General features: G+C 69.3%; 16 protein-coding genes. 5 read left to right on the plus strand and 11 right to left on the minus strand.

Features of this window, described 5'->3' with window-relative positions:
• Window positions 1–29 precede the first annotated feature (29 nt).
• From ACI3KS_RS03695 to nadE, 3 genes are read right to left on the minus strand one after another with little or no spacing between them, the layout of a single operon-like run.
• Window positions 30–3626: a TM0106 family RecB-like putative nuclease gene (locus tag ACI3KS_RS03695; RefSeq protein ID WP_404915324.1), complete on the minus strand. Its 3597-nt coding sequence runs from the start codon at window positions 3624–3626 to the stop codon at window positions 30–32.
• Between the two features lie 32 nt (window positions 3627–3658).
• Window positions 3659–4420, minus strand: a complete 762-nt coding sequence (locus tag ACI3KS_RS03700) for a hypothetical protein (RefSeq protein WP_404915326.1) — start codon at window positions 4418–4420, stop codon at window positions 3659–3661.
• A 22-nt stretch (window positions 4421–4442) separates the two neighbouring features.
• Entirely contained in the window at window positions 4443–5261 is an 819-nt protein-coding gene (gene nadE, locus ACI3KS_RS03705) for an ammonia-dependent NAD(+) synthetase (protein WP_404915328.1), read from the minus strand.
• Between the two features lie 102 nt (window positions 5262–5363).
• Here nadE and ACI3KS_RS03710 point away from each other — a divergent pair, with 102 nt between their 5' ends.
• A complete protein-coding gene (locus ACI3KS_RS03710) occupies window positions 5364–5921 on the plus strand; it encodes a nucleoside phosphorylase (protein ID WP_404915330.1) in 558 nt (185 codons plus the stop codon).
• Window positions 5922–5951: 30 nt separating this feature from the next.
• Here ACI3KS_RS03710 and ACI3KS_RS03715 read toward each other — a convergent pair whose 3' ends face one another.
• The 4 genes from ACI3KS_RS03715 to ACI3KS_RS03730 all read right to left on the minus strand — a co-directional run bounded on the left by ACI3KS_RS03715 (window position 5952) and on the right by ACI3KS_RS03730 (window position 11588).
• Window positions 5952–9209 carry an AAA family ATPase gene (locus ACI3KS_RS03715; RefSeq protein WP_404915332.1) on the minus strand — a complete coding sequence of 1086 codons (3258 nt, stop codon included), beginning with the start codon at window positions 9207–9209 and terminating at the stop codon, window positions 5952–5954.
• Between the two features lie 124 nt (window positions 9210–9333).
• Window positions 9334–10488 (minus strand): exonuclease SbcCD subunit D, encoded by a 1155-nt coding sequence (locus tag ACI3KS_RS03720; protein ID WP_404915334.1) that lies wholly within the window; start codon window positions 10486–10488, stop codon window positions 9334–9336.
• Window positions 10489–10756: 268 nt separating this feature from the next.
• Window positions 10757–11218, minus strand: coding sequence for a DIP1984 family protein (locus tag ACI3KS_RS03725; RefSeq protein ID WP_404915336.1), 462 nt, complete (start codon window positions 11216–11218; stop codon window positions 10757–10759).
• A 61-nt stretch (window positions 11219–11279) separates the two neighbouring features.
• Window positions 11280–11588, minus strand: a complete 309-nt coding sequence (locus ACI3KS_RS03730) for a GNAT family N-acetyltransferase (protein ID WP_404915337.1) — start codon at window positions 11586–11588, stop codon at window positions 11280–11282.
• Between the two features lie 325 nt (window positions 11589–11913).
• Between ACI3KS_RS03730 and ACI3KS_RS03735 the strand changes: the two genes are divergently transcribed.
• From ACI3KS_RS03735 to ACI3KS_RS03745, 3 genes are read left to right on the plus strand one after another with little or no spacing between them, the layout of a single operon-like run.
• Window positions 11914–12597: a winged helix-turn-helix domain-containing protein gene (locus tag ACI3KS_RS03735; protein WP_404915339.1), complete on the plus strand. Its 684-nt coding sequence runs from the start codon at window positions 11914–11916 to the stop codon at window positions 12595–12597.
• A gap of 60 nt (window positions 12598–12657) precedes the next feature.
• Entirely contained in the window at window positions 12658–13608 is a 951-nt protein-coding gene (locus ACI3KS_RS03740) for a DNA-3-methyladenine glycosylase family protein (protein ID WP_404915341.1), read from the plus strand.
• Window positions 13609–13646: 38 nt separating this feature from the next.
• Window positions 13647–13853 (plus strand): hypothetical protein, encoded by a 207-nt coding sequence (locus tag ACI3KS_RS03745; protein ID WP_404915343.1) that lies wholly within the window; start codon window positions 13647–13649, stop codon window positions 13851–13853.
• 15 nt (window positions 13854–13868) lie between these two features.
• Here the strand turns inward: ACI3KS_RS03745 and ACI3KS_RS03750 are convergent, their stop codons facing one another.
• From ACI3KS_RS03750 to ACI3KS_RS03765, 4 genes are all read right to left on the minus strand, one after another.
• The gene (locus ACI3KS_RS03750) at window positions 13869–14624 is read right to left on the minus strand and encodes an ABC transporter ATP-binding protein (protein WP_404915345.1); all 756 of its coding nucleotides are present in this window, start codon (window positions 14622–14624) and stop codon (window positions 13869–13871) included.
• Window positions 14621–15640 carry an iron chelate uptake ABC transporter family permease subunit gene (locus tag ACI3KS_RS03755; protein WP_404915347.1) on the minus strand — a complete coding sequence of 340 codons (1020 nt, stop codon included), beginning with the start codon at window positions 15638–15640 and terminating at the stop codon, window positions 14621–14623. Before ACI3KS_RS03755 ends, ACI3KS_RS03750 begins: the two co-directional genes overlap by 4 nt.
• Entirely contained in the window at window positions 15630–16676 is a 1047-nt protein-coding gene (locus tag ACI3KS_RS03760; RefSeq protein ID WP_404915349.1) for an ABC transporter permease, read from the minus strand. Before ACI3KS_RS03760 ends, ACI3KS_RS03755 begins: the two co-directional genes overlap by 11 nt.
• A gap of 78 nt (window positions 16677–16754) precedes the next feature.
• Window positions 16755–17753, minus strand: a complete 999-nt coding sequence (locus ACI3KS_RS03765; protein WP_404915351.1) for an ABC transporter substrate-binding protein — start codon at window positions 17751–17753, stop codon at window positions 16755–16757.
• 97 nt (window positions 17754–17850) lie between these two features.
• On the opposite strand from ACI3KS_RS03765, the gene ACI3KS_RS03770 reads away from it, so the two are divergent.
• The gene (locus tag ACI3KS_RS03770) at window positions 17851–18618 is read left to right on the plus strand and encodes a siderophore-interacting protein (RefSeq protein ID WP_404915353.1); all 768 of its coding nucleotides are present in this window, start codon (window positions 17851–17853) and stop codon (window positions 18616–18618) included.
• Window positions 18619–18830: the final 212 nt, after the last annotated feature.

The following is an 18830-nucleotide window of genomic DNA, read 5'->3' on the forward strand; positions in this document are numbered from 1 at the left end:
GAAACGTGTACGGATGATGTGACGCCCGCTCAGAGCGACGTCGGCGCCAGCGACAGCGGAGACGCCGGCGAGACCGCCGCGGGTTCCTCCGCTGCGCCGACGAGCCGGGCGAACGCGCTCAGCCGCACGACTCCCTCCGGTGTGTGCGGCAGGTCGTCGAGCAGGGCGGGCGAGTGGATGAGGAAGGCCGCGACCTGCGCTCGCGATATCGCGACGTTGAGACGGTTCTGCAGCAGCAGGAACTCGGGACCGCGCGGGGCATCCCGGCCGCTCGAGGCGGCGAGGGTCGTGATGGAGACCACGGCCTCCTTGCCCTGGAAATTGTCGACCGTGCCCACCGGGACATCGGGGAAGCCCGCCGCAGCGAGAGCGTCGTGCACGAGCTGGCGCTGGGCGTTGTACGGCGCGACGACGATGATGTCGCTCTGCGCAAGCGGACATCCGGGCTGCTGCGCGCCGCCGTCCTCATCGCCATCGGCCGGGCCGCGGGCGTCGGTGAGGCCGTCGTCGGAGGGAGCCTGATCGGCGAAGGCGGTGTCGGTGAACGTCCGACCGATCAGCCCCCGGACGAGCTGTACGACCTCGGCGGCCTCCTGCGGGGATTGCGTCGCATTGCCCCGGTGCCGGAGAGGGATCACGTGCAGTCCGGGTTCGATGCCCTCGAGGGCGCGCCGCTCGGTTCCGGGTGCCGATGCCAGGCGACCGGCGTACGAGAGCCGCGAGACGGGCGCAGCCACCGCGGGATGCATCCGCCAGGAGCGAGCGAGGAAGTAGCCGTACTCGGGGCGGACGACCGCGTCGCCGTCCATCACCCATCCCAGTGCAGAGGTGTCGACCGGCTCGGGGTGAGCCCCTTGGCTGACCTGCGGCAGTTGCTGCGGGTCCCCGAGCAGCAGCAGGTTCTTCGCACCGGCCGCGACCGCGATGGTCGAGGCGAGGGAGAACTGCCCTGCTTCGTCGATGACCAGCAGGTCGAGTCCACCGCGCTCGACCCGCTGCGTGTTGCTGAAGTCCCATGCGGTGCCTCCGACGACCGCTCCGGTCGGATGCTCGGCGAGGAACGCCGCCATCCCGTTCTTGGGGATCACCGTGTACGACGGATCCCCGTCGTCGCTCTTCGGCGCCTTGCCCACCTTCGAGGGGTCGACGCCGTCGGCGACGACGCGCTCGAGGAGGGTCTCGATGATGGCGTGCGACTGCGCCACCACACCGATCCGGAATCCGTGCTCGTTCACGAGTCGGGCGATGACCTGGGAACCGGTGTAGGTCTTGCCGGTTCCCGGAGGGCCTTGCACGGCCAGGTAGCTGCGATCGAGATCGAGGATGCCGCGGACGATCGCGTCGATCGTGTCGTCCACCGCATCCGGGAGCGGCGCTCCCGACGCGGTGCGCGGTGGGAGCCGGCGGAGGATGTCCGTCGCCGCATCGGACGGGAATGCGGGGGCGGCGAGGTGCACGGCATCCGCCCATTCATCGATCGCCCCCTGCAGCGACACCACCCGCGGAGGCGCCGCCGGAGTCAGCGCCAGCGGCAGCTCGTCCCAGGTCTCGCCGTTGACCGCGGTCTCGGTGATCAGATAGCCGTCGTCGAGCACCTCGATGACGGTCACGGCACGCGCCGCGTGGACCGCTCGCGACGGAGCATCCGCGTCGAAGGGTGCCGGCATCTCGTACAGGGCGAACGGCTGGGCGCCCGCCCCGAGCGTGGTGCCCGGGGAGACCTCTCCGCGGATCTCGACGTCGCGCGACAGCACCCGACGCCCCTCGCCGATACTCCATTCCCGGCTGACGACCGAGGTCGATCTGTCGACCCGGACCACATCGCGGGTGCTGTCCCACATCGACACGGGCTCGCGCAAGCGCTGGAAGTGCGAGACCCAGAAGCTCTTCGCCTCGCGCGGGAAGTAGTCGATGGCGGCCGCGGCGATGCGATGCACCTCGCCGTCGCCACCATGTTCGGCATCGCGCTCCGCATCTCTCAGCAGCGCGACCGACAGGGGCGAGGGCTCGTAGACGACGTCTTCGCTCTGATCGGGCGGCGCCGGCCGCACTCCCTTCTGCCGGGCGATGTCGATCAGCCAGTTCCGCAGCCGCCTCGTCGACACGCAGTCGTAGCGGTTGTAGTCGGCGAGGTCCGCCAGTATCGCGTCCGCCTCGGACTTCTCCCCCGCCGCGGCGAGCTCGCGCGCGGCGACGTACCTGACGATCGAGTCGTCGCCCTTCTGCACGTCCTGGGTGCGCACCTCGTCACCCATGTACAGGGGTTCGAGCTTCTTGATCGAGTACGACCGCGATCCGACGCGCACGGTGCGGAGCACGAGCGGGTAGAGATCGACGAACACCCCTTCGCGCAGCAGCCGGTCGACCTCTCCCTCGCGCACGCCGTGCCGCGCCGCCATCGCCACGAGATGCGAGGTCTCGTAGGGCGCGTAGTGATAGATGTGCATGCCCGGATGAGCGGCTCTGCGAGCGGCGACGAAGTCGAGGAAGTCCTCGAGCGCCTTCTTCTCGGCGGCGAAGTCGTGCGCCCAGATCGCGGAGTACTGATCGACGTTGTCGACCCACCCGAAGAGGTAGTCGATACCCCAGTGCGCCTCGCCGTCGGGGGCGGGCTCGGTGTAGAGCGGATCGCCCTCGAAGTCGAAGAAGATGTCGCCGTGGCTCGGCACCGGCAGCGTGTGGATGGCAGCCGCGTAGTGCACGTCGTATGTCGGCGCGCCCTCGGCATCTGCGCGCAGCTGCAGCGCGGCCTGAGCCCGCAGGTTCGCGAACGTGTCGGGGTTCATGCCCTCGGGAGCAGCGGATGCCGTCGCCAGCTGATCGATCGTCTCGATGCCGGCGGCGCGCAGCCGCGCCCGCTGCACAGGGCGCATCCGCGCGACCATCAACAGGTCACGATGGGCGACGACCTGCTCCTCGCAGGTCGCGCATCGACCGCACGCGACGATCTCGAGGTCACCGCGATCATCGCCCCAGGCGAGCGGTGCGCCCGCAGCGCCCTGATCGATGCGGCGATCGGCGATCAGGGCGCGCAGCCGTGCCCGACGCACGCGGAACAGCGGCAGCAGATCGTCGACCCGATGCGTGCTGCGTGAGCCGTCGCCGAGGATGAGGTCGACCTCGTCGGATCGCGGGATGCCGAGCCGGTCGAGCTGGTCGACATATGCCGCCAGCTGCATGAGAGCGGTCACCCGAGCCCTGCGCGCGAGCTTGGAGTCCTCGACGCGCCAGCGGCCGTCGTCATCGCGCCGGAGGAAGTCGGCGAACCCGACGAACTCCTCGGTGGCGAAGGCGGCCTGGAACACCACCTGCACCGGCGAGGCGAGAGCCGCGTTCGTCTCGGCCACGACCGCGGCGAGGGCATCGGCGTCGCCGGATCGCACCTTCGCGACCTGGTGCACACCGTCTGCGCCGAATTCCCGCACGTAGGCGGCGAGAACCGCTTCCTCATGCAGATCGCCGAGTCGCGCGGCGCGTTCGAGCGTCGCATCCTCGGGCTCCTCCACGGCGGGAACGCGGCCGAGCTTGGCATCGATCGCCCGGCACCACGCGAACTCGCATTCGGCCGCAGCCTTGAGGTCGCTGGCGCTCCAGATGACGCGCTGAGAGTCAGGATCGATCCGCATGCTTCGACCCTAGCCGCGGCCTCCGACGTCGCTCACCGTCCGGATTCTGCCTGCGACACCATCACGGCGATGTCCCGCACGAGCCGAGCCCGTCGTTCCAGCGTCTCCAGACGCGGATCATCGAGCGCGAACAGGATCACCCGCTCACGACCGACGGACACCGTCGCAAGAACATCCCGATGCTGACCCACACGCTCACGCACGGCCTCAGCCCACACAGGCTCCTCCGTCGAACGGCCCCTCAGCGACGCGGCCGGGGCCACAAGCAACGGATCCACCGACAACCCGATCTGCACGAACACGCGCTCCGGCCCGGTCACCGCATCCGCTGCCACGACCTCCACCCGACTCGGAGACCGCTTCGACCCCCGAATCGGATGCCGTACCCACGTCTCCGCCCGAATCATCGTGCCCTCGACCGGGAACCTCAACCGTCCGCACGCCGCGACGACCTGCCACGAACGCGGCAACGAGAGAGCGACATCCTGCGGGTCCGCCGGACCATCCGGCTCCATCCACCCACCAGACGCCGTCCGCACCCAGATGCTCCGCGCCTCGGCAACCCGCCGATGCGCCTCCTCTGGACCAAACCTGTTCGCCAAAAAGACGAACGCACCGACGCCCAACGCGAGCAGCGCGACCATAGACACGTCGACGAACGGCTTTGGTAGCTGCACCACTAGGCAGCCCAATGCGACCGTGCCGACCACGACGACCGGCCCGATCCCCTGAAGCCCGACCCAGGTCTGCCTTCGGAGCGACGGCGCCTTCGCCGCGCCCTCAGCGTCCGGCATCACGGGTACCTCGTTCGACGGCTCAGCGCCACCAGGTGTCGTCCGGGGTGACCGGCAGGTTGCGCTTGTGCTGGGTGGCGAGATACTTCGCCTCGATGCGTCCGGCGACCTCGGGATCGACGGACTCGCCCTCGAGGAAGTCGTCGATCTGCTCATAGGTGAGTCCGAGCTCGTCCTCGTCCGCCCGCCCGGGCGTACCGTCCAGCAGATCAGCGGTCGGCACCTTGAGGTACAGACGCTCCGGCGCACCGAGCGTACGCAGCACCGCACGCCCCTGCCGCTTGCTGAGCCCGGAGAGCGGCAGGATGTCCGCCGCACCGTCACCGAACTTGGTGTAGAAGCCGGTGACGGCCTCCGCAGCGTGGTCGGTCCCGATCACGAGTAGTCCGTCGTGCCCTGCGAGCGCGTACTGGGTGACCATGCGCACCCGCGCCTTGATGTTGCCGCGGTTGAAGTCGCTGATGTCGCTGGTGACGGCGAACTCGATGTCCTCCTCGACGCCGTCCACGCCGTTCTGGATGTTCACCTCGACGGAGGAGTCCGGGGAGATGAAGGCGAGCGCCGCTTCGGCATCCGCCGCGTCGTGCTGCACGCGGTACGGCAGCCGCACCGCGAGGAACCGCGCTTCGCCGCCCTCAGCGCGAACCCTCTCGACGGCGAGCTGGGCCAGCCGCCCGGCGAGCGTGGAGTCCTGACCGCCCGAGATGCCCAGCACGAACCCTCGAGCCCCGGTCGCGCGCAGGTAGTCGACGAGGAACTGCACCCGCCGCTCCGCCTCGGCTTCGGGATCGATCTCGGCCTTCACGCCGAGTGCGTCGATGATCTGCTGCTGCAAGGACACGGGGACTCCTCATTCGTCGTCGGATCCCTCTCAGTATCCCCCCGCACTGTTACGGCGGGGTGACGCGGCGTGCGATCCCCCAGGAAATGACAGGATGGTGCGGTGAAACTCCTCGTCGCCGCCATGGCCTCCGAACTCGCCGCCTTCCCCGACCCGCTGCCCGGCTTCGACCGCCTGGTCACCGGCGAGGGCAAGATGAAGGCGACCTACGCCCTCACCCGCGCCCTGGATGCCGGCGAGTACGACGAGATCGTCGTGGTCGGGACGGCGGGCGGCATCGACCCGCAGCTCGCTCCGGGAGCGCACGAGATCGCCACCGCCGTGCAGCACGACGTCAGGGATCTCGACGGCGTGCAGGGCCGGCATGTGTCGTTGCCTGCCGTCGTGAGCACCGGCCGCGAGGGTGTGATCATCGCGACCGGAGACAGCTTCGTCGACGATGCCGGCGTCACCGCCGTCATCCGGCCGATGGGTGCCGCGCTGGTCGACATGGAGACGTTCGCGTACATCTGGGTCGCCGAGCAGTTCGGCGTGCCGATCCGCGCGTTCCGGGCGGTCTCGGATGGTGCCGAGGACGGCGCCCTGGACGACTTCCACGCGGCCATCGCGCGCTGCAGCGAGCAGCTTCGCGAGCGCATCCGCGAGGAGTACGGGGTCTGACGACCAGGCCCTGACGGTCGGGCCCGGGCGTCAGCGCGTCTCGATGACGCTCGGTCCCTCGGGGGTCGTGCGCACCGTGAGCTGCGCGGGGATCTGCTCCTGCATCGCCTCGACGTGACTGATCACGCCGACCGTGCGGCCGCCCTGACGCAGCTCGTCGAGGGTCCGCATGGCCACCTCGAGGGTGTCCGCGTCCAGCGACCCGAATCCCTCGTCGATGAACAGCGTGTCGAGGCGGATGCCGCCGGCCCTGGCGGTGACGACTTCGGCGAGTCCGAGCGCCAGCGCCAGTGAGCTGAGGAACGTCTCTCCGCCCGAGAGCGAGCGGGCGGGGCGGGTCTGCCCGGTGAACGCGTCGAAGACGTCGATTCCGAGACCGGATGCCGCACCTCGCGCCGCGAGCGCGTCGGAGTGGCGGAGCTGGTAGCGCCCGCTGGACATGTCGTCGAGCCGACGGTTCGCCGCATCGACGATCTCCTCGAGTTCGGCGGCGAGCACGAACGTCTCGAGCGTCATCTTGCGGGTGTTCTCGCCGCGCCCCGCGATCACGTCGGCGAGTCCACGCAGCACCTCGAACTCGGCGGCATCCGCGGCGACGGCGCGGTGCTCGTGGCGCGCCGCGTCCAGCAGGGACCCGAGCTGATCGCGTGTGCTCGCAGTGCGGGCAGCGGTGTCGACAGCGGTGGACCATGCCCGCCGCGCCTCCGCGGCGGCGAGCTCGGCGGGGGCGAGATCGATGGGGTCCTCGGGAAGGGTGCGCAGCTCGAGGTCGAGCAGGATCGCCCGCTCCGCTCCCCTCCTCGCGGCGTGCTCATCGATGCGTGCGGACAGCGCCGCCTGCACGCCCTCGGACCGGAAGGCGAGTTCCACGGCGCTGAGATCGTCGAAGTCGGAGGCGGCGAGAGCGGCGCCGCGCTCAGCCTCGGCATCCGCCTTCGCGGCCGCGCACCGCGCTGTCTCGGCGATCGCGGCCGCGAGCGCCGATGCTGTGGCGGTCCGCCCTTCGAGGTGCGTGATCCGCTCGGCCACGGAGGCGAAAGCCCCCTTGGCCGCGGCGACCTCATCCTCGGCGTCGATGACACGCTGGGCGATCAGCGCCTGCTCCTCCCGAGCCGACACGAGTTCCGACTCGGTGGTCTCCGCCTCGGCATCCAGCCGCTCGACGCGGGCCGCGAGCTCGTCGATCTCGCTGCCGAGTCCGCTCACCGTCGTCGCAGCGGCGACGCTCTCGGCGTGCTCGCGCGCCGCCTTCTCCTGCTCGGCGACGGCCTGCTCGACGGTGCGCCCTTCTGCTCGGGCACCGGCCGCGGCGAGGGCCGCGCGGGTCTTCGCCAGATCGGCGGCCGCGGCACGCTCACGTGCGGACGCCGCATCGCGCGCCGCCTCCGCGACGGCGACGTCGTCTTCCGAGACCGGATCGGTGTGCACAGCCGGCCGCGGATGCTCGGAGGAACCGCAGACCGGACAGGGCTCGTCCGCCGCGAGGGCGGAGGCGAGCTCTCCCGCCATCCCCTCCGAGCGGCGTCGCCGCAGCTCGGCGAACCTGAGCTGCGCCGCGGCCAGGGCCTCTGCAGCGTCGTTGACCGCTGCGTCCTCGCTCGCCTCCTGCGCTGCGAGCGCCTGCACCTCGGATGCCGCAGCCGTCCGGGACGCCGCCACCTCCTCCGCGCGGGCAAGGTCCTGATCACGGTCGGCGATGCGCCGAGCATCGTCGCGCGCGAGGGTCAGCTCGGCGATCCTGGCCGGGAGCGTTCGGCGCTCGGACTCGGTCACCGCGAGTCGGTCGAGGAGCCCGTCGATGCGCTCTCCGAGGGCGCGCTGCTTCGCGTGCAGCGCGGAGAGCCCCTCCTCGACCTGCTGCGCGCGTGCCCAGGCACCGAGCTCCTTCGTGCGTTCCGTGACCCAGGAATCGAGCGCGGCGACCTGCTCCGCGGGATCGCCGTCCTCGTCGAGGACCGGCTCGGAACGGGACGCGTCCGCGGAGGCGCCTGTGGCGCCGCTGTCGGATCCCCCTGCGATGTCTGCTCCCGCATCGGAAGTACGGGCGTCTCCGCTAGCGCCATCCGCGCCGTCCGCACCCGTCGCGCCGTCCGCACCCGTAGCGCCGTCGACGTCGGCGCCGGTGTCCGCCGACTCGTGCCAGTGTCTTCGGGTCTCCTGCTCGTGCGCCGCCGCATCGATCAGTCTCTGCGCCGCGCGTGCGGCCACGGCGATCGGCGCGCGGAGCACCTCGGCCGACCGCGCGTCGGCGAGTTCTTTGCGCGCAGCGGCGATGACCGGTTCCTGCGCGTCGAGTTCTTGGACAGCAGCTCGAGCTCGGTCCCGCTCGAGTTGCGCACGACGATCCTCTCGCAACGCGGACAGCGCGATATCGGCCACGGAGACCTTCGCCTCGGCCTCGTCACGGGCGGCCGCGCTCCGCTCGGCGCGATAGTCGGCCCGAGCGCGCGCACGGTCGAGGACAGCGAGACGCTCGTCGGTGGACATACCGGAAAGAGAACCGGGCTCGATGTCGCCGGACGAGTAGGCACCACCAGGGCTCGCCGTATCAGGGCTCGCCCTATCAGGGCTCCCGGCCTCCGCATCCGCGGTCTGCGATCTCTCACCCCACAGTTCCGCCGTGTCGACCAGCCGCTCCGCTTCGTCGACACGCGCCGACACCGTCGCCAATCGTGCGCCGAGAGCCTGCTCTGCTGCACGACGTCGCTCCTCGAACCGCGCTTGCACGTCTTCGAAGCGCTCGGTGCCGAAGAGCTTGCGCAGCAGCGACTGGCGTTCCTTGCTGCCCGCGAGCAGGAACTCCGAGAACCGGTTCTGCGCGAGCAGGATCACCTGCAGGAACTGCTCCCGGCTGAGCTGGAGGATCTCATCGAGTTCGTGCGCGACATCGACCGCGCGCGCAGCTCGACCCGCCCAGGCATCCCCCGTCCACTCCTCGAGCGAGACGGCGGCGGCCTGCTTGGTCATGCCCCCGCCGCGCTTGGCCGGTCGAAGGTACTCCGGCGAGCGCGTCACCCGGAAGCGCCCGGCAACCGTGCTGAACTCGACGCAGACCCGGCTGGGGTCGTCGGGCTCGCTGTGGTCGCTCCTCAGGCGCTTCTCTCCGCCGTCGTAGCGGGGCACTCCCCCGTACAGACCGAAGCACACCGCATCGAGGATGCTCGACTTGCCCGCCCCGGTGCGCCCGGCGATGAGGAAGATGCCGTCATCGGCGAACCGGTCGAAGTCGACGACCTGACGGTCACGGAAGGGCCCGAATCCCTCGACCTCGAGACGGTGCAGCCTCATCGGATCCCCGTGCTCGCCGGGGCCCCCACGCTCGTCAGAGAGTCCACGCTCAACAGAGAGCCCACGGTCACCGGAGAGTCCACTCTCGACAGGGAGTCCGCGGTCATCAGGACCTGCATGGCCATCAGACGAGCGCCTCGTCGCGCACGCGCTCGTCGAGAACGTCGCGGATCAGCTCGCTCTCCAGCACCGTCGGGCCGTGGCCGGCGCGAACGTGCTCGAGGAAAGCCTCGATGCGCTCGCTGTCGCTGACGGCACCGTGCAGGCGCTCGACGTAGGAGAGGTGCCCGTCATCGCTCGAACTCGTCGGCTGATGCTGCACGAGGGCGCAGAACGGGAAGCGCTCCCGCAGACGCCGCATCGGATCGGACTGCGGCAGTTCGTCGGTGTACACCGCGCACACCCAGTCGTCCGCATGTGCGGCGACGTTCGCCTCGGTCAGGATCTCGTCGAGCGTTCCCGTGAGCGTGACGAGCCGGCGGGGCACCGGGAGCTCGAGCCACTCGACCGCCGCGAGACCGGATGCGTCGAGGTCGACGAGCCACGATCCGCGGGGCTTGTGCTGTTCGCCGAAGCTGTAGTGCAGAGGCGCGCCGGCGTACCGCACGCCCTCGCTCAGCTGCTGACGACCGTGGATGTGACCGAGCGCCACGTAGTCCGGGCCGGAGAAGACGTCGAGCGGCACGACGTCGAGGCCGCCCTGACGTACCTCGCGCTCGAGGCCGGCCGTCGCATCGACGCCCGCGGCGAAGCAGTGCGCCATCGCGACCGAGCGCCCGGCGTGCTCGCGCATGCCCGCACGCACGAGATCCATCGCGTGCGCCATCGTCTGCGCCTGGGTGCGCAGCTGCGCGTCGGGCCAGAGCGGGCGGACGATCGCCGGCTCGAGGTAGGGGATGCCGTAGAAGTGCACGGGGCCGTGGTCGTCGGACACGGTGACCGGGGTGCCGATCGCGAGCGGATCCGTGAGCACGTGGATGCCGTCGCGCAGCAGCCTCGCCTGGAATCCGAGCCTCGCGGCCGAGTCGTGGTTGCCGCTGGTCACGATCACCCGAGCACCGGTCTCGTGCAGCGCGACGAGCGCGTCGCCGAGCAGGGTGTACGCGGGACCGGAGGGTGTGGCCGAATCGAACACATCACCCGCGACGAGCACCACGTCGACTCCATGCTCGCGCACCTGGGCCGTCAACGCCGCGAGCACCTCGGCGAGTGCGTCCATGGTCGAATGACCGTGGAAGCTGCGGCCGATGTGCCAGTCGGAGGTGTGCAGGATTCGCATGCCTCCACGCTACGGAGGGCCTCGGACATTGCCGTCGAGGCGTGCCGCGCGCACGACGAGCCGACCAGGGAGAACGGGCGGAAGGTCCCCTGACCCACCCTCGTCACGACGACCGGCACACGGTGATGCGGAGTGCGCGGTGCGCGATCTCCTGTGCGGGGTGCGGGGCTGCGCGATGCGAGATCTGGGCTGCCCTCCGCCCGACAGGTGCCGGTCTTGCCCCACCGGCAGGGGTCGTGCCCGCTTCGTCGTGACTACCGACTTCCGCCTATTCTTCCAGGTCGTGCGTCCAGTTCGCCTCCTGGATGCGATTGTCGAGTTCGCGCAGTTCCCGCGCCACGGCATCCGCCCGCTGACGCAGCTCCGCGACCGGGAGTGCCGCGATCTGCCGCAGTTCGGACCGCAGCTGACGGAGCCCGTGCGAACCGGATGCCGCCGCCGCGGCATCCGTCAGCAGCGAGTGGTGCAGGCGCAGCACGTCGCGGGCCGCGAGCGCGTCGGTCATCGTGCCGTCGGCTCCGAGTGAGAGCCGGGAGTTCGTCGCGTTGATGCGGCGGATGAGCTCGCGCAGCTGTTCCAGGGCACCCTGCGCCTCGACGAGAAGTGCGGAGGCGTCTTCGGACGGCTCTTCACCCTCCTGATATCGGGCGTTGGACGTGACTCGTGCTCTGAGCTGTTCGATGCGACGCTGCAGATCGGCTCGCGCGGTGAGCGCCTCGGCAAGTTTCATGCGGCCATCCTCGCAGACCCGCCCGAGGGCGATTTCGTAACACGATGTCACATACGAACGGTCATCGTGTACGCAGCAGATAGGCGTGCTCAGGGTGCGCCGCGAACCAGTCGGCCACATACCAGCACACCGCGTCGACCGACCGGTCACCGCGTTCCTCGAGGTCGGCGACAGCTCGCTCGACGACCTTCGCCGCATAGCCTTTTCCGCGGAAAGTCGGGATCGTGAAGGCTCTCGTGAGCGCCACCGTGCGCCCGTCGTCCCGATAGTCGAGCACGCTCACGAGCCGCCCGTCGTGCGTCAGCGTGTAGCGCGACGCGTCCTTCTCATCCGTGAAGACCAGACCCTTTACCGCACTGGAGATCGTCATATCCGCAACGTTACGCGGCCCCCTCGACACGGGGGCGGTTTTGACACGCGCGGACTTCTTCGGACATAATCCCCCCATGACCACCAACGCACGTCTCTCGTCCGCCCAGGAGGCGAACAGGACTGCCGGGATGATGATGCCCGGCTGCGTTGGCGTGTGTTGCCGAATGTGTAGCTGAACGGACAGCCACCCCCGTCGACTCGATCGCCTCGCTATCTGCGACGCGCGAGTCCCGAGCATCCACCCCCGTGCTCGCTCCCGGCCCGACCGGTCATTCATGCAACGCATCAGAGCCCCCGGCTCACGTCCTGAGGACTTCATCATCATGTCGAACACCGCACTTCTCGAGCGTCCCTCCACCGCCGCCGCACAGAACGCAGGCGCTCTGACCGCCGATCTCCCCGCCGTCCGATCCCCTCGCGGCTTCGCCCTCTACGTCGGACTCGACGAGATCAAGGCCGCTGAGGCGGGCGTCAGCCTTCCGCTGCTCGTCGACGCCCTGCGCCGCACGCTCGCCGAACTCGCACCCGGCGCGGAGACCCACGCCACTGTCGCCCTCGCACCGCACGGCTCCGGCGGACGCGACCTCGACGTCGTCCGCCTCGCTCTCCAGGAGCCGGGCGCGATCGCACGCACCAAGGCCGCCGCCGAGGAGGAGGCGACCGACACCGAGGGTGGCGTGGTCGTCGACATCTCCCGCAAGCGCGTGCTCATCGACGGCGAGTCCGCAGCGTTCACCTACAAGGAGTTCGAGCTGCTGCAGTACCTCGTGCTCCGTGAGGGTCGCACGATCGAGCGCAGCGAGCTCGTGTCGGCGCTGTGGCAGGCCCAGGACGACGAGACGCCCGGTGAGCGCACGATCGACGTGCACGTTCGGCGTCTGCGCGCCAAGCTCGGCCGCTACGAGGACATCGTGCGCACGGTGCGCGGCATCGGTTACCGCTTCGACCGGCACGCCGACGTCGTGATCCGCTACGGCCACGGCACCCCGTCGCCCGACCGCTTCTGAGACCGACAGGTTCTGAGACCGTCCGCGCCCGCTGTCGGACACCCGACGTAGGGTGGGCGCATGACGTCTCCCGCGACCACCTCGGATGCTGCATCCGTCCGGGTCCTGGACACGGTCTACCGGCCGAGTGCGCCGCTCTCGCTGCATCGCACGGTCGGAATGCTACGCCGAGGCCCGGGCGATCCCACGATGGTGTCCGACGGTCCGGTGATCTGGCGCGCCGTGCGCACCGCCCACGGCGCCGCGACCCTCGCCCTGCGCGAAGTGTCCGGCGAGATCAGGGCCAGTGCCTGGGGTGCGGGCGCTGAAGAGGCGCTCGCGACCGTCCCCGAGCTGTGCGGAGCCGCTGACGACCCCTCGGGATTCGACCCCTCGGGTCACCCCCTCATCGCGGACGCCGCGCACCGCAACCCCGGTCTGCGGATGCCGCGCACGGGACAGGTGTTCGACGCGCTCGCGTGCGCGATCCTCGAGCAGAAGGTCACGGGCATGCAGGCCTTCCGCGCCTGGCGCGTGCTCGTCTCCTCCTATGGCGAGAGAGCACCCGGTCCGACGCCTCGGGCCATGCACGCGGCTCCGCCTCCCGAGACGTGGCGGAGCATCCCCTCGTGGGCGTGGCACCGCGCCGGCGTCGAGCCGCCCCAGTCGAAGACGATCGTCACCTCAGCCGCCCGGGGCGACCGCATCGAGCATGCCGTGCTGCGCGCCGAGGACGGCGCGGCACGCGATCGCGTGCTGACGAGCCTACCCGGCATCGGAGCGTGGACCTCGGCAGAGACGAGGATCCGCTCTCTCGGCGATCCCGACGCCGTCAGCGTCGGCGACTACCACCTCGCTCACGAGGTCGGCCACGCGCTCACCGGGCACCGCACCGACGACGCGGGGATGCTGGAGCTCCTCGCTCCCTGGGCCGGGCATCGGCAGCGCGTCATCCGGCTGATCGCCGCCAGCGGAGTGCGTGAGGCGCGACGCGGGCCTCGGCTCGCACCGGAGGACCATCGAAACCGCTGACCGAAGCGCGTCGCCGTGCCGACGCTAGGGTGGATCACATGTCCGCCACCCCTCGCACCGGCATCCGCGTCGCCGTCTCGGCCGGCCTCCTCGTCCTCGGCGTCGTGATCGGCCTGATCTTCGAGAACGTGTGGCTCGGCGTACTGCTCGCGGTGATCGTGTGGTTCGGCTGGTTCCTCGGCTTCGAATCGCGCCAGGGCCACAACAGCGGGGTCAACGACGAGGACCACGGCATCGAGCTCTGAGCGCGCGCCGGCCCGTCAGTAGTAGACCGCGAGCGGCCCTGAGGGGCCGTCCACCACCTGCACCTCGGTGTCGAAGACACGCGACAGCACGGCATCCGTCATGATCTCGCCGGGCATCCCGAACTCGACGACGGCACCGTCCTTCATCGCGCAGATGTGATCGGCGTAGTGGCCGGCGAAGTTGATGTCGTGCAGCACGATCACGATCGTACGGCCGAGCTCCGTGCTCGCCCGGCGCAGGTGCTTCATCATCTGCACCGCATGACGCATGTCGAGGTTGTTCAGCGGTTCGTCGAGCAGCACGTAGTCGGTGTCCTGCGCCAGCACCATGGCGACGTAGGCGCGCTGGCGCTGGCCGCCGGAGAGCTCGTCGAGGAAGCGCTGCTCGAGTTCGGTGAGCCCGAGGAAGTCGATCGCTTCGGAGATCTTGTCCTCGTCCTTCTGCGTGAGCCGCCCTCCGCTGTGCGGGTACCGACCGAAGCCGACCAACTGGCGCACGGTGAGCCGGGTGACGAAGTGATTCTCCTGACGGAGGATCGAGACGATCCTGGCGACCTGCTTCGAGGGGACGCGGTGCACGTCCACTCCCCCGATCTCGATGGTGCCCTCGTCGGGCTCCAGGAGCCTGCCCATCATGGTGAGCAGCGTGGACTTGCCGGCGCCGTTCGGGCCGATCAGCGCCACGATGCCGCCCGCGGGCAGATCGATCGACACCGGGCCGATCTCGACGTCGTCGCTGTAGCGCTGGACGACATTCCGGATGCGGATCACAGACGTCCCTTTCGGAGGATGACGAACAGGAAGACGAGGCCGCCGATCAGCTCGACGATGATGGTCACCGCATCGACGAGCGGGAACACGTGGCGGAGCAGGAAGTACGCCAGCGCCAGGGTGACGAAGCCGAGCAGCCAGGCCACCGGGAGGATCCGGCGGTGGTCGTAGGTGTCGGTGATCGCGTAGGCGAGCGTCGCGACGAGGAACCCGAGGAAGGTCATCGGCCCGATGAGCGATGTGCTCATCGCCATGAGCACCGACACCAGCGTGAGCATCAGCATGGTCTGGCGCTTGTGATCGAGTCCGAGGTTGGTGCTGATGTCCCGACCGAGCCCCAGCAGATCCAGTCGTCGCGCCAGCACCCAGATCATGCCGCCGGCGACCGCGCACACCGGGATGACGAACCAGAGGAAGTCGGTGTCCGCGTTGCCGATGCTGCCGAACAGCTTCGCCGCGAGCACGTCGAACTCGTTGGGGTCCAGCATCTGCTGCAGGAACGTCGACAGCGCGCCCATGCCGGTGCCGATGATGATGCCGATCAGCAGCATCACGTGCAGGTTGCCGAAGCGGCCCGAGAGCAGCCAGGAGTACAGCAGGATCGCGAACAGCACCATGAGCGCGGACTGCAGCAGGAATCGGGCGAAGGGTGGCAGCGACACCATCCCGGCCGCACCAAAGAGGAACACGATCGTCGTCTGGATGAGCACATAGAGCGACTCGAAGCCCATGATCGACGGCGTGATGATGCGGTTGTTCGTCGTGGTCTGGAACGTCACGGTGGCGAAGGCCTGACAGAAGGTGACGAGCGCGATGACGATGATCCCCGAGACGCGCATGTGGGAGATGCGCCACCATCTCTCGCTGAACAGCTCGTAGGAGTTGCCCCAGGTGAGCAGCAGTGCGGTCAGCACGAGGGCACCGATCACGAGGCCGGTGAGGACGAGCCGATAGCGGGCGCGGTGCGTCGGGGTCGTGAACGGCCCAGAGCTGCGAGCGATCGTGTCAGCGGACAACGGTCCTCCTCCGGGTGCGCAGCAGCATGGCGATGAAGACCGCCGATCCGACGACGCCGAGCACGAGCGAGATCGGCACTTCGAAAGGCATGATGATGGTCCGGCCGATGAGGTCGCACACCGTCACGATCCAGATCCCGGTGAGGAACACCCACGGCAGGTTCGAGCGGAGATCGTCTCCGCGCACCATCGACACGAGGTTCGGCACGATCAGTCCGAGGAACGGCAGCGCGCCGACGATCACGGTCACCACGCCGGTCGTCATCGCCACGAGGCCGACGCCGAGCAGCACGACCCGTTCGTAGTGCAGACCGATGTTCGTGGCGATGTCCTTGCCGAGGCCCGCGGCGGTGAACCTGTCAGCCGCGACCATGACCGCTATCGCGACGAACAGCACGATCCAGAGCGGCTCGTAGCGACCGATCTCGATCCCGGTGAAACGGCCCATGAACCATCCGCCGATCACCTGCAGCAGATTGAAGCGCAGCGCGAGGAAGGTCGAGAACGCGCTCACCACGGCACCGAGCATGATGCCGACGATGGGCACGATGAGCGAGGACTTGAGGGTCACCTTCCGCAGGAAGGCGAAGAACACGAGCGTTCCGGCGAAGGCGAAGACGATCGCGACGACCATCTTGGTGATGAGACCGGATGCCGGCAGCACGATGTAGGTCAGCAGGAGACCCAGTCCCGCCCACTCCGTGGTGCCCACCGTTGTGGGCTCGACGAACCGGTTCTGCGTCATCAGCTGCATCACCAGGCCCGCCATCGCCATGCTGGCCCCGGCGAGCACGAGGGCGGCGGTCCGAGGCACCCGGGTGATCCAGAGGAACTCGCCGCCCTGCCCCGTCGCGGCGGTGATGTCGACCACGCCGGTGAGGATCGAGATCGCGATCACTCCCACGGTGAGCAGGATCGCCACGGGCAGCGTCCACGCACGGGTCCTCCTCGTGCCAGGGCGCGCAGAGGCGAGTGCGTCGACGTTCGTCACCCGGCGCGGTGCGGATGCCGGGCCGGAAGGCGTCGCTGAAGTCATGGTCGTTCCCTCGTGCAGGCGTCGCCGCCCCGGAACGCGACACGGTCAGGGGCGGCGATGCGGCTGCGGATCAGAGCGTCACTTCGAGGAGAACAGCTCCGTCAGGCCGTCGAGCACGGCGATGTAGGCGAAGACGTCCTCGGTGAGGTAGTAGTCGGCCGGCATCACGGAGATCGCCTCGTTCTGCACGGCGGGCACGTTCGCGAGGGCAGCCGATCCGGTGATCAACTCGAGCGCGGGGACGACGGTCTGCCCCACCTCCGACACGGCGGCATCGCGGTCGAGCACTAGGAAGTAGTCGGCATTCGCCTGTGCAAGTGCTTCGAGCGAGACGCTGTCACCGGTGTGATCGGTCGATCCTGCGGCGTCGAGCGCCGGGGTCAAGTCGAGCAGGCTGAAGAAGATGCTCGCACCGCGTCCGTCGGTCGGATTCGAGTAGTTGATCTCTCCGCCGGAGGTCACCAGGCCCATGACGGTCTTCGCCGGGTCGTAGGCGTTCTTCGCCGCGTCGACGGAGGAGTGGAACTCCTCGATCAGCGCGTCGGCCTCCTCCTTCCGGTCGAACACCTCGCCGAGCAGGGTGATGCTCTCGACGACGTACTCGTCGGCCGACTGGTCCACGGGGCCCGTCATGTCGATGAATGCCGCGTCGGGAGCGGCGTCCTGGACTCCCTGTGCGTTCTCCTCGCTGCTGAAGCGGTAGCCGTTGATGACGAGGTCGGGGTCGGCGGCGACGATCTGCTCGAAGTCCGGCTCGCCGTGCGTGCCGATGTTGAGGATGTCGGAGTCCTCCTTCAGCGGGTTGTTCGGGCTGAACAGATCCCGCGGCGCCACCGTGACGGGGAGGTCCCAGTCGGCGGCGAGCTGGAAGAAGCGGTTGTCGGTGATCGCGACGCTCTCGGCGCTCTCGATGGTGACCTCGTTGCCGGCGAGGTCCGTGACGGTGACCGGATAGTAGTCATCGGAGGCGGTGGAGTCCTCTGTCGGGCTCGCGGCCGGAGTGGAGGCACAGCCGGCGAGGGCGAGGATCAAGGCGAGACCGATGCTCGTCGCGGTGAGGATTCTGGGCATGGACATGGAGAGACTCCTGTTCTGCGGGACGATGCGCACACGGGGCGCTGCGGGCGGCATCCGGTCCGAGCCGGAGCCATCGCATTTAGGTTAGCCTTACTTTATGAGCGATACGAAATCCGGTTTCCGCATCGAGCGCCGCGGGCTCGATCTGCGCTTCCGCACCGTCACCATGACGGCCAGGGAATGGCTGGCCCCGGACTACGTCCGCGTGCGCCTGTCGGGATCGGATCTCGCCGAGTTCGACTCCCCCGGGGCGGACGACCACATGCGACTGTTCTTCCCCGAGTCGACGCCCGGCTCGATCGAGGAGCTGCGCGCGTCCCCCAGCCGCGAGTACACCCCGCTGGCCTGGGGCGATGACTGGCTCGATGTCGAGTTCGCGGTGCACGGCGACCAGGGCGTCGCCGCCCCGTGGGCGGCGACGGCGCCTCTCGGGTCGTCGATCGGTGTGGGCGGCCCCCGCGGCTCGGCGGTGCTCACCGGCGCCCCCGGTTCCTGGCTGCTGATCGGCGATGAGACCGCGATCCCCGCCATCCGTCGCTTCGCCGGGCAGATCCCGTCGGGAATCCCTGCCCGGATCGTGATCGAGACGGTCTCATCGGGTCGCGAGATCGACATCGACACTCCGGTCGAGGTCGAGTGGCTGCACCGCGGGTCAAGGCCTTCGGGCTCGGCGCTGATCGCCTTCCTCGAGTCGCTCACGCCGACGGATGCCGTGGGTGACGATCCGTTCGTCTTCATCGCGGCTGAGCAGTCGATCGTCAAGCCGGGGCGTGCGCTTCTCGAACGCTGGGGAGTCGATCCCGCACAGGCCGTCGTGAAGGGCTACTGGAAGCGCGGCGAGTCGGAATACCACGCAGCGCACTGATCCTCCAGACGGACTCCCTCACCCCGACCCCCGCCGGGGGTCAGACGCAACGCTCGTCCTGAAGAAGTACTCGGCCCCGAGATCGCCACCGACCCACGAGCGCACCCCCACCCGATCCCCGCGGCAGCCGCATGATCACGGGCATCGCAGAAGACGTGGCCGATCGAGCACGAAGGGGCGAAACGCGCGAGCGCCGACTGCGGGCGGAACAT

Source organism: Microbacterium sp. ZW T5_45, from assembly GCF_044987415.1.
GTDB lineage: Bacteria > Actinomycetota > Actinomycetes > Actinomycetales > Microbacteriaceae > Microbacterium.

Excerpts from the sequence above, each read along its gene's own strand:
- ACI3KS_RS03695 (WP_404915324.1), bottom strand. The coding sequence starts at position 3,626 with ATGCGGATCGATCCTGACTCTCAGCGCGTCATCTGGAGCGCCAGCGAC.
- ACI3KS_RS03700 (WP_404915326.1), bottom strand. The coding sequence starts at position 4,420 with ATGCCGGACGCTGAGGGCGCGGCGAAGGCGCCGTCGCTCCGAAGGCAG.
- ACI3KS_RS03715 (WP_404915332.1), bottom strand. The coding sequence starts at position 9,209 with ATGAGGCTGCACCGTCTCGAGGTCGAGGGATTCGGGCCCTTCCGTGAC.
- ACI3KS_RS03720 (WP_404915334.1), bottom strand. The coding sequence starts at position 10,488 with ATGCGAATCCTGCACACCTCCGACTGGCACATCGGCCGCAGCTTCCAC.
- ACI3KS_RS03725 (WP_404915336.1), bottom strand. The coding sequence starts at position 11,218 with ATGAAACTTGCCGAGGCGCTCACCGCGCGAGCCGATCTGCAGCGTCGC.
- ACI3KS_RS03730 (WP_404915337.1), bottom strand. The coding sequence starts at position 11,588 with ATGACGATCTCCAGTGCGGTAAAGGGTCTGGTCTTCACGGATGAGAAG.
- ACI3KS_RS03735 (WP_404915339.1), top strand. The coding sequence starts at position 11,914 with ATGTCGAACACCGCACTTCTCGAGCGTCCCTCCACCGCCGCCGCACAG.
- ACI3KS_RS03740 (WP_404915341.1), top strand. The coding sequence starts at position 12,658 with ATGACGTCTCCCGCGACCACCTCGGATGCTGCATCCGTCCGGGTCCTG.
- ACI3KS_RS03745 (WP_404915343.1), top strand. The coding sequence starts at position 13,647 with ATGTCCGCCACCCCTCGCACCGGCATCCGCGTCGCCGTCTCGGCCGGC.
- ACI3KS_RS03760 (WP_404915349.1), bottom strand. The coding sequence starts at position 16,676 with ATGACTTCAGCGACGCCTTCCGGCCCGGCATCCGCACCGCGCCGGGTG.
- ACI3KS_RS03765 (WP_404915351.1), bottom strand. The coding sequence starts at position 17,753 with ATGTCCATGCCCAGAATCCTCACCGCGACGAGCATCGGTCTCGCCTTG.
- ACI3KS_RS03770 (WP_404915353.1), top strand. The coding sequence starts at position 17,851 with ATGAGCGATACGAAATCCGGTTTCCGCATCGAGCGCCGCGGGCTCGAT.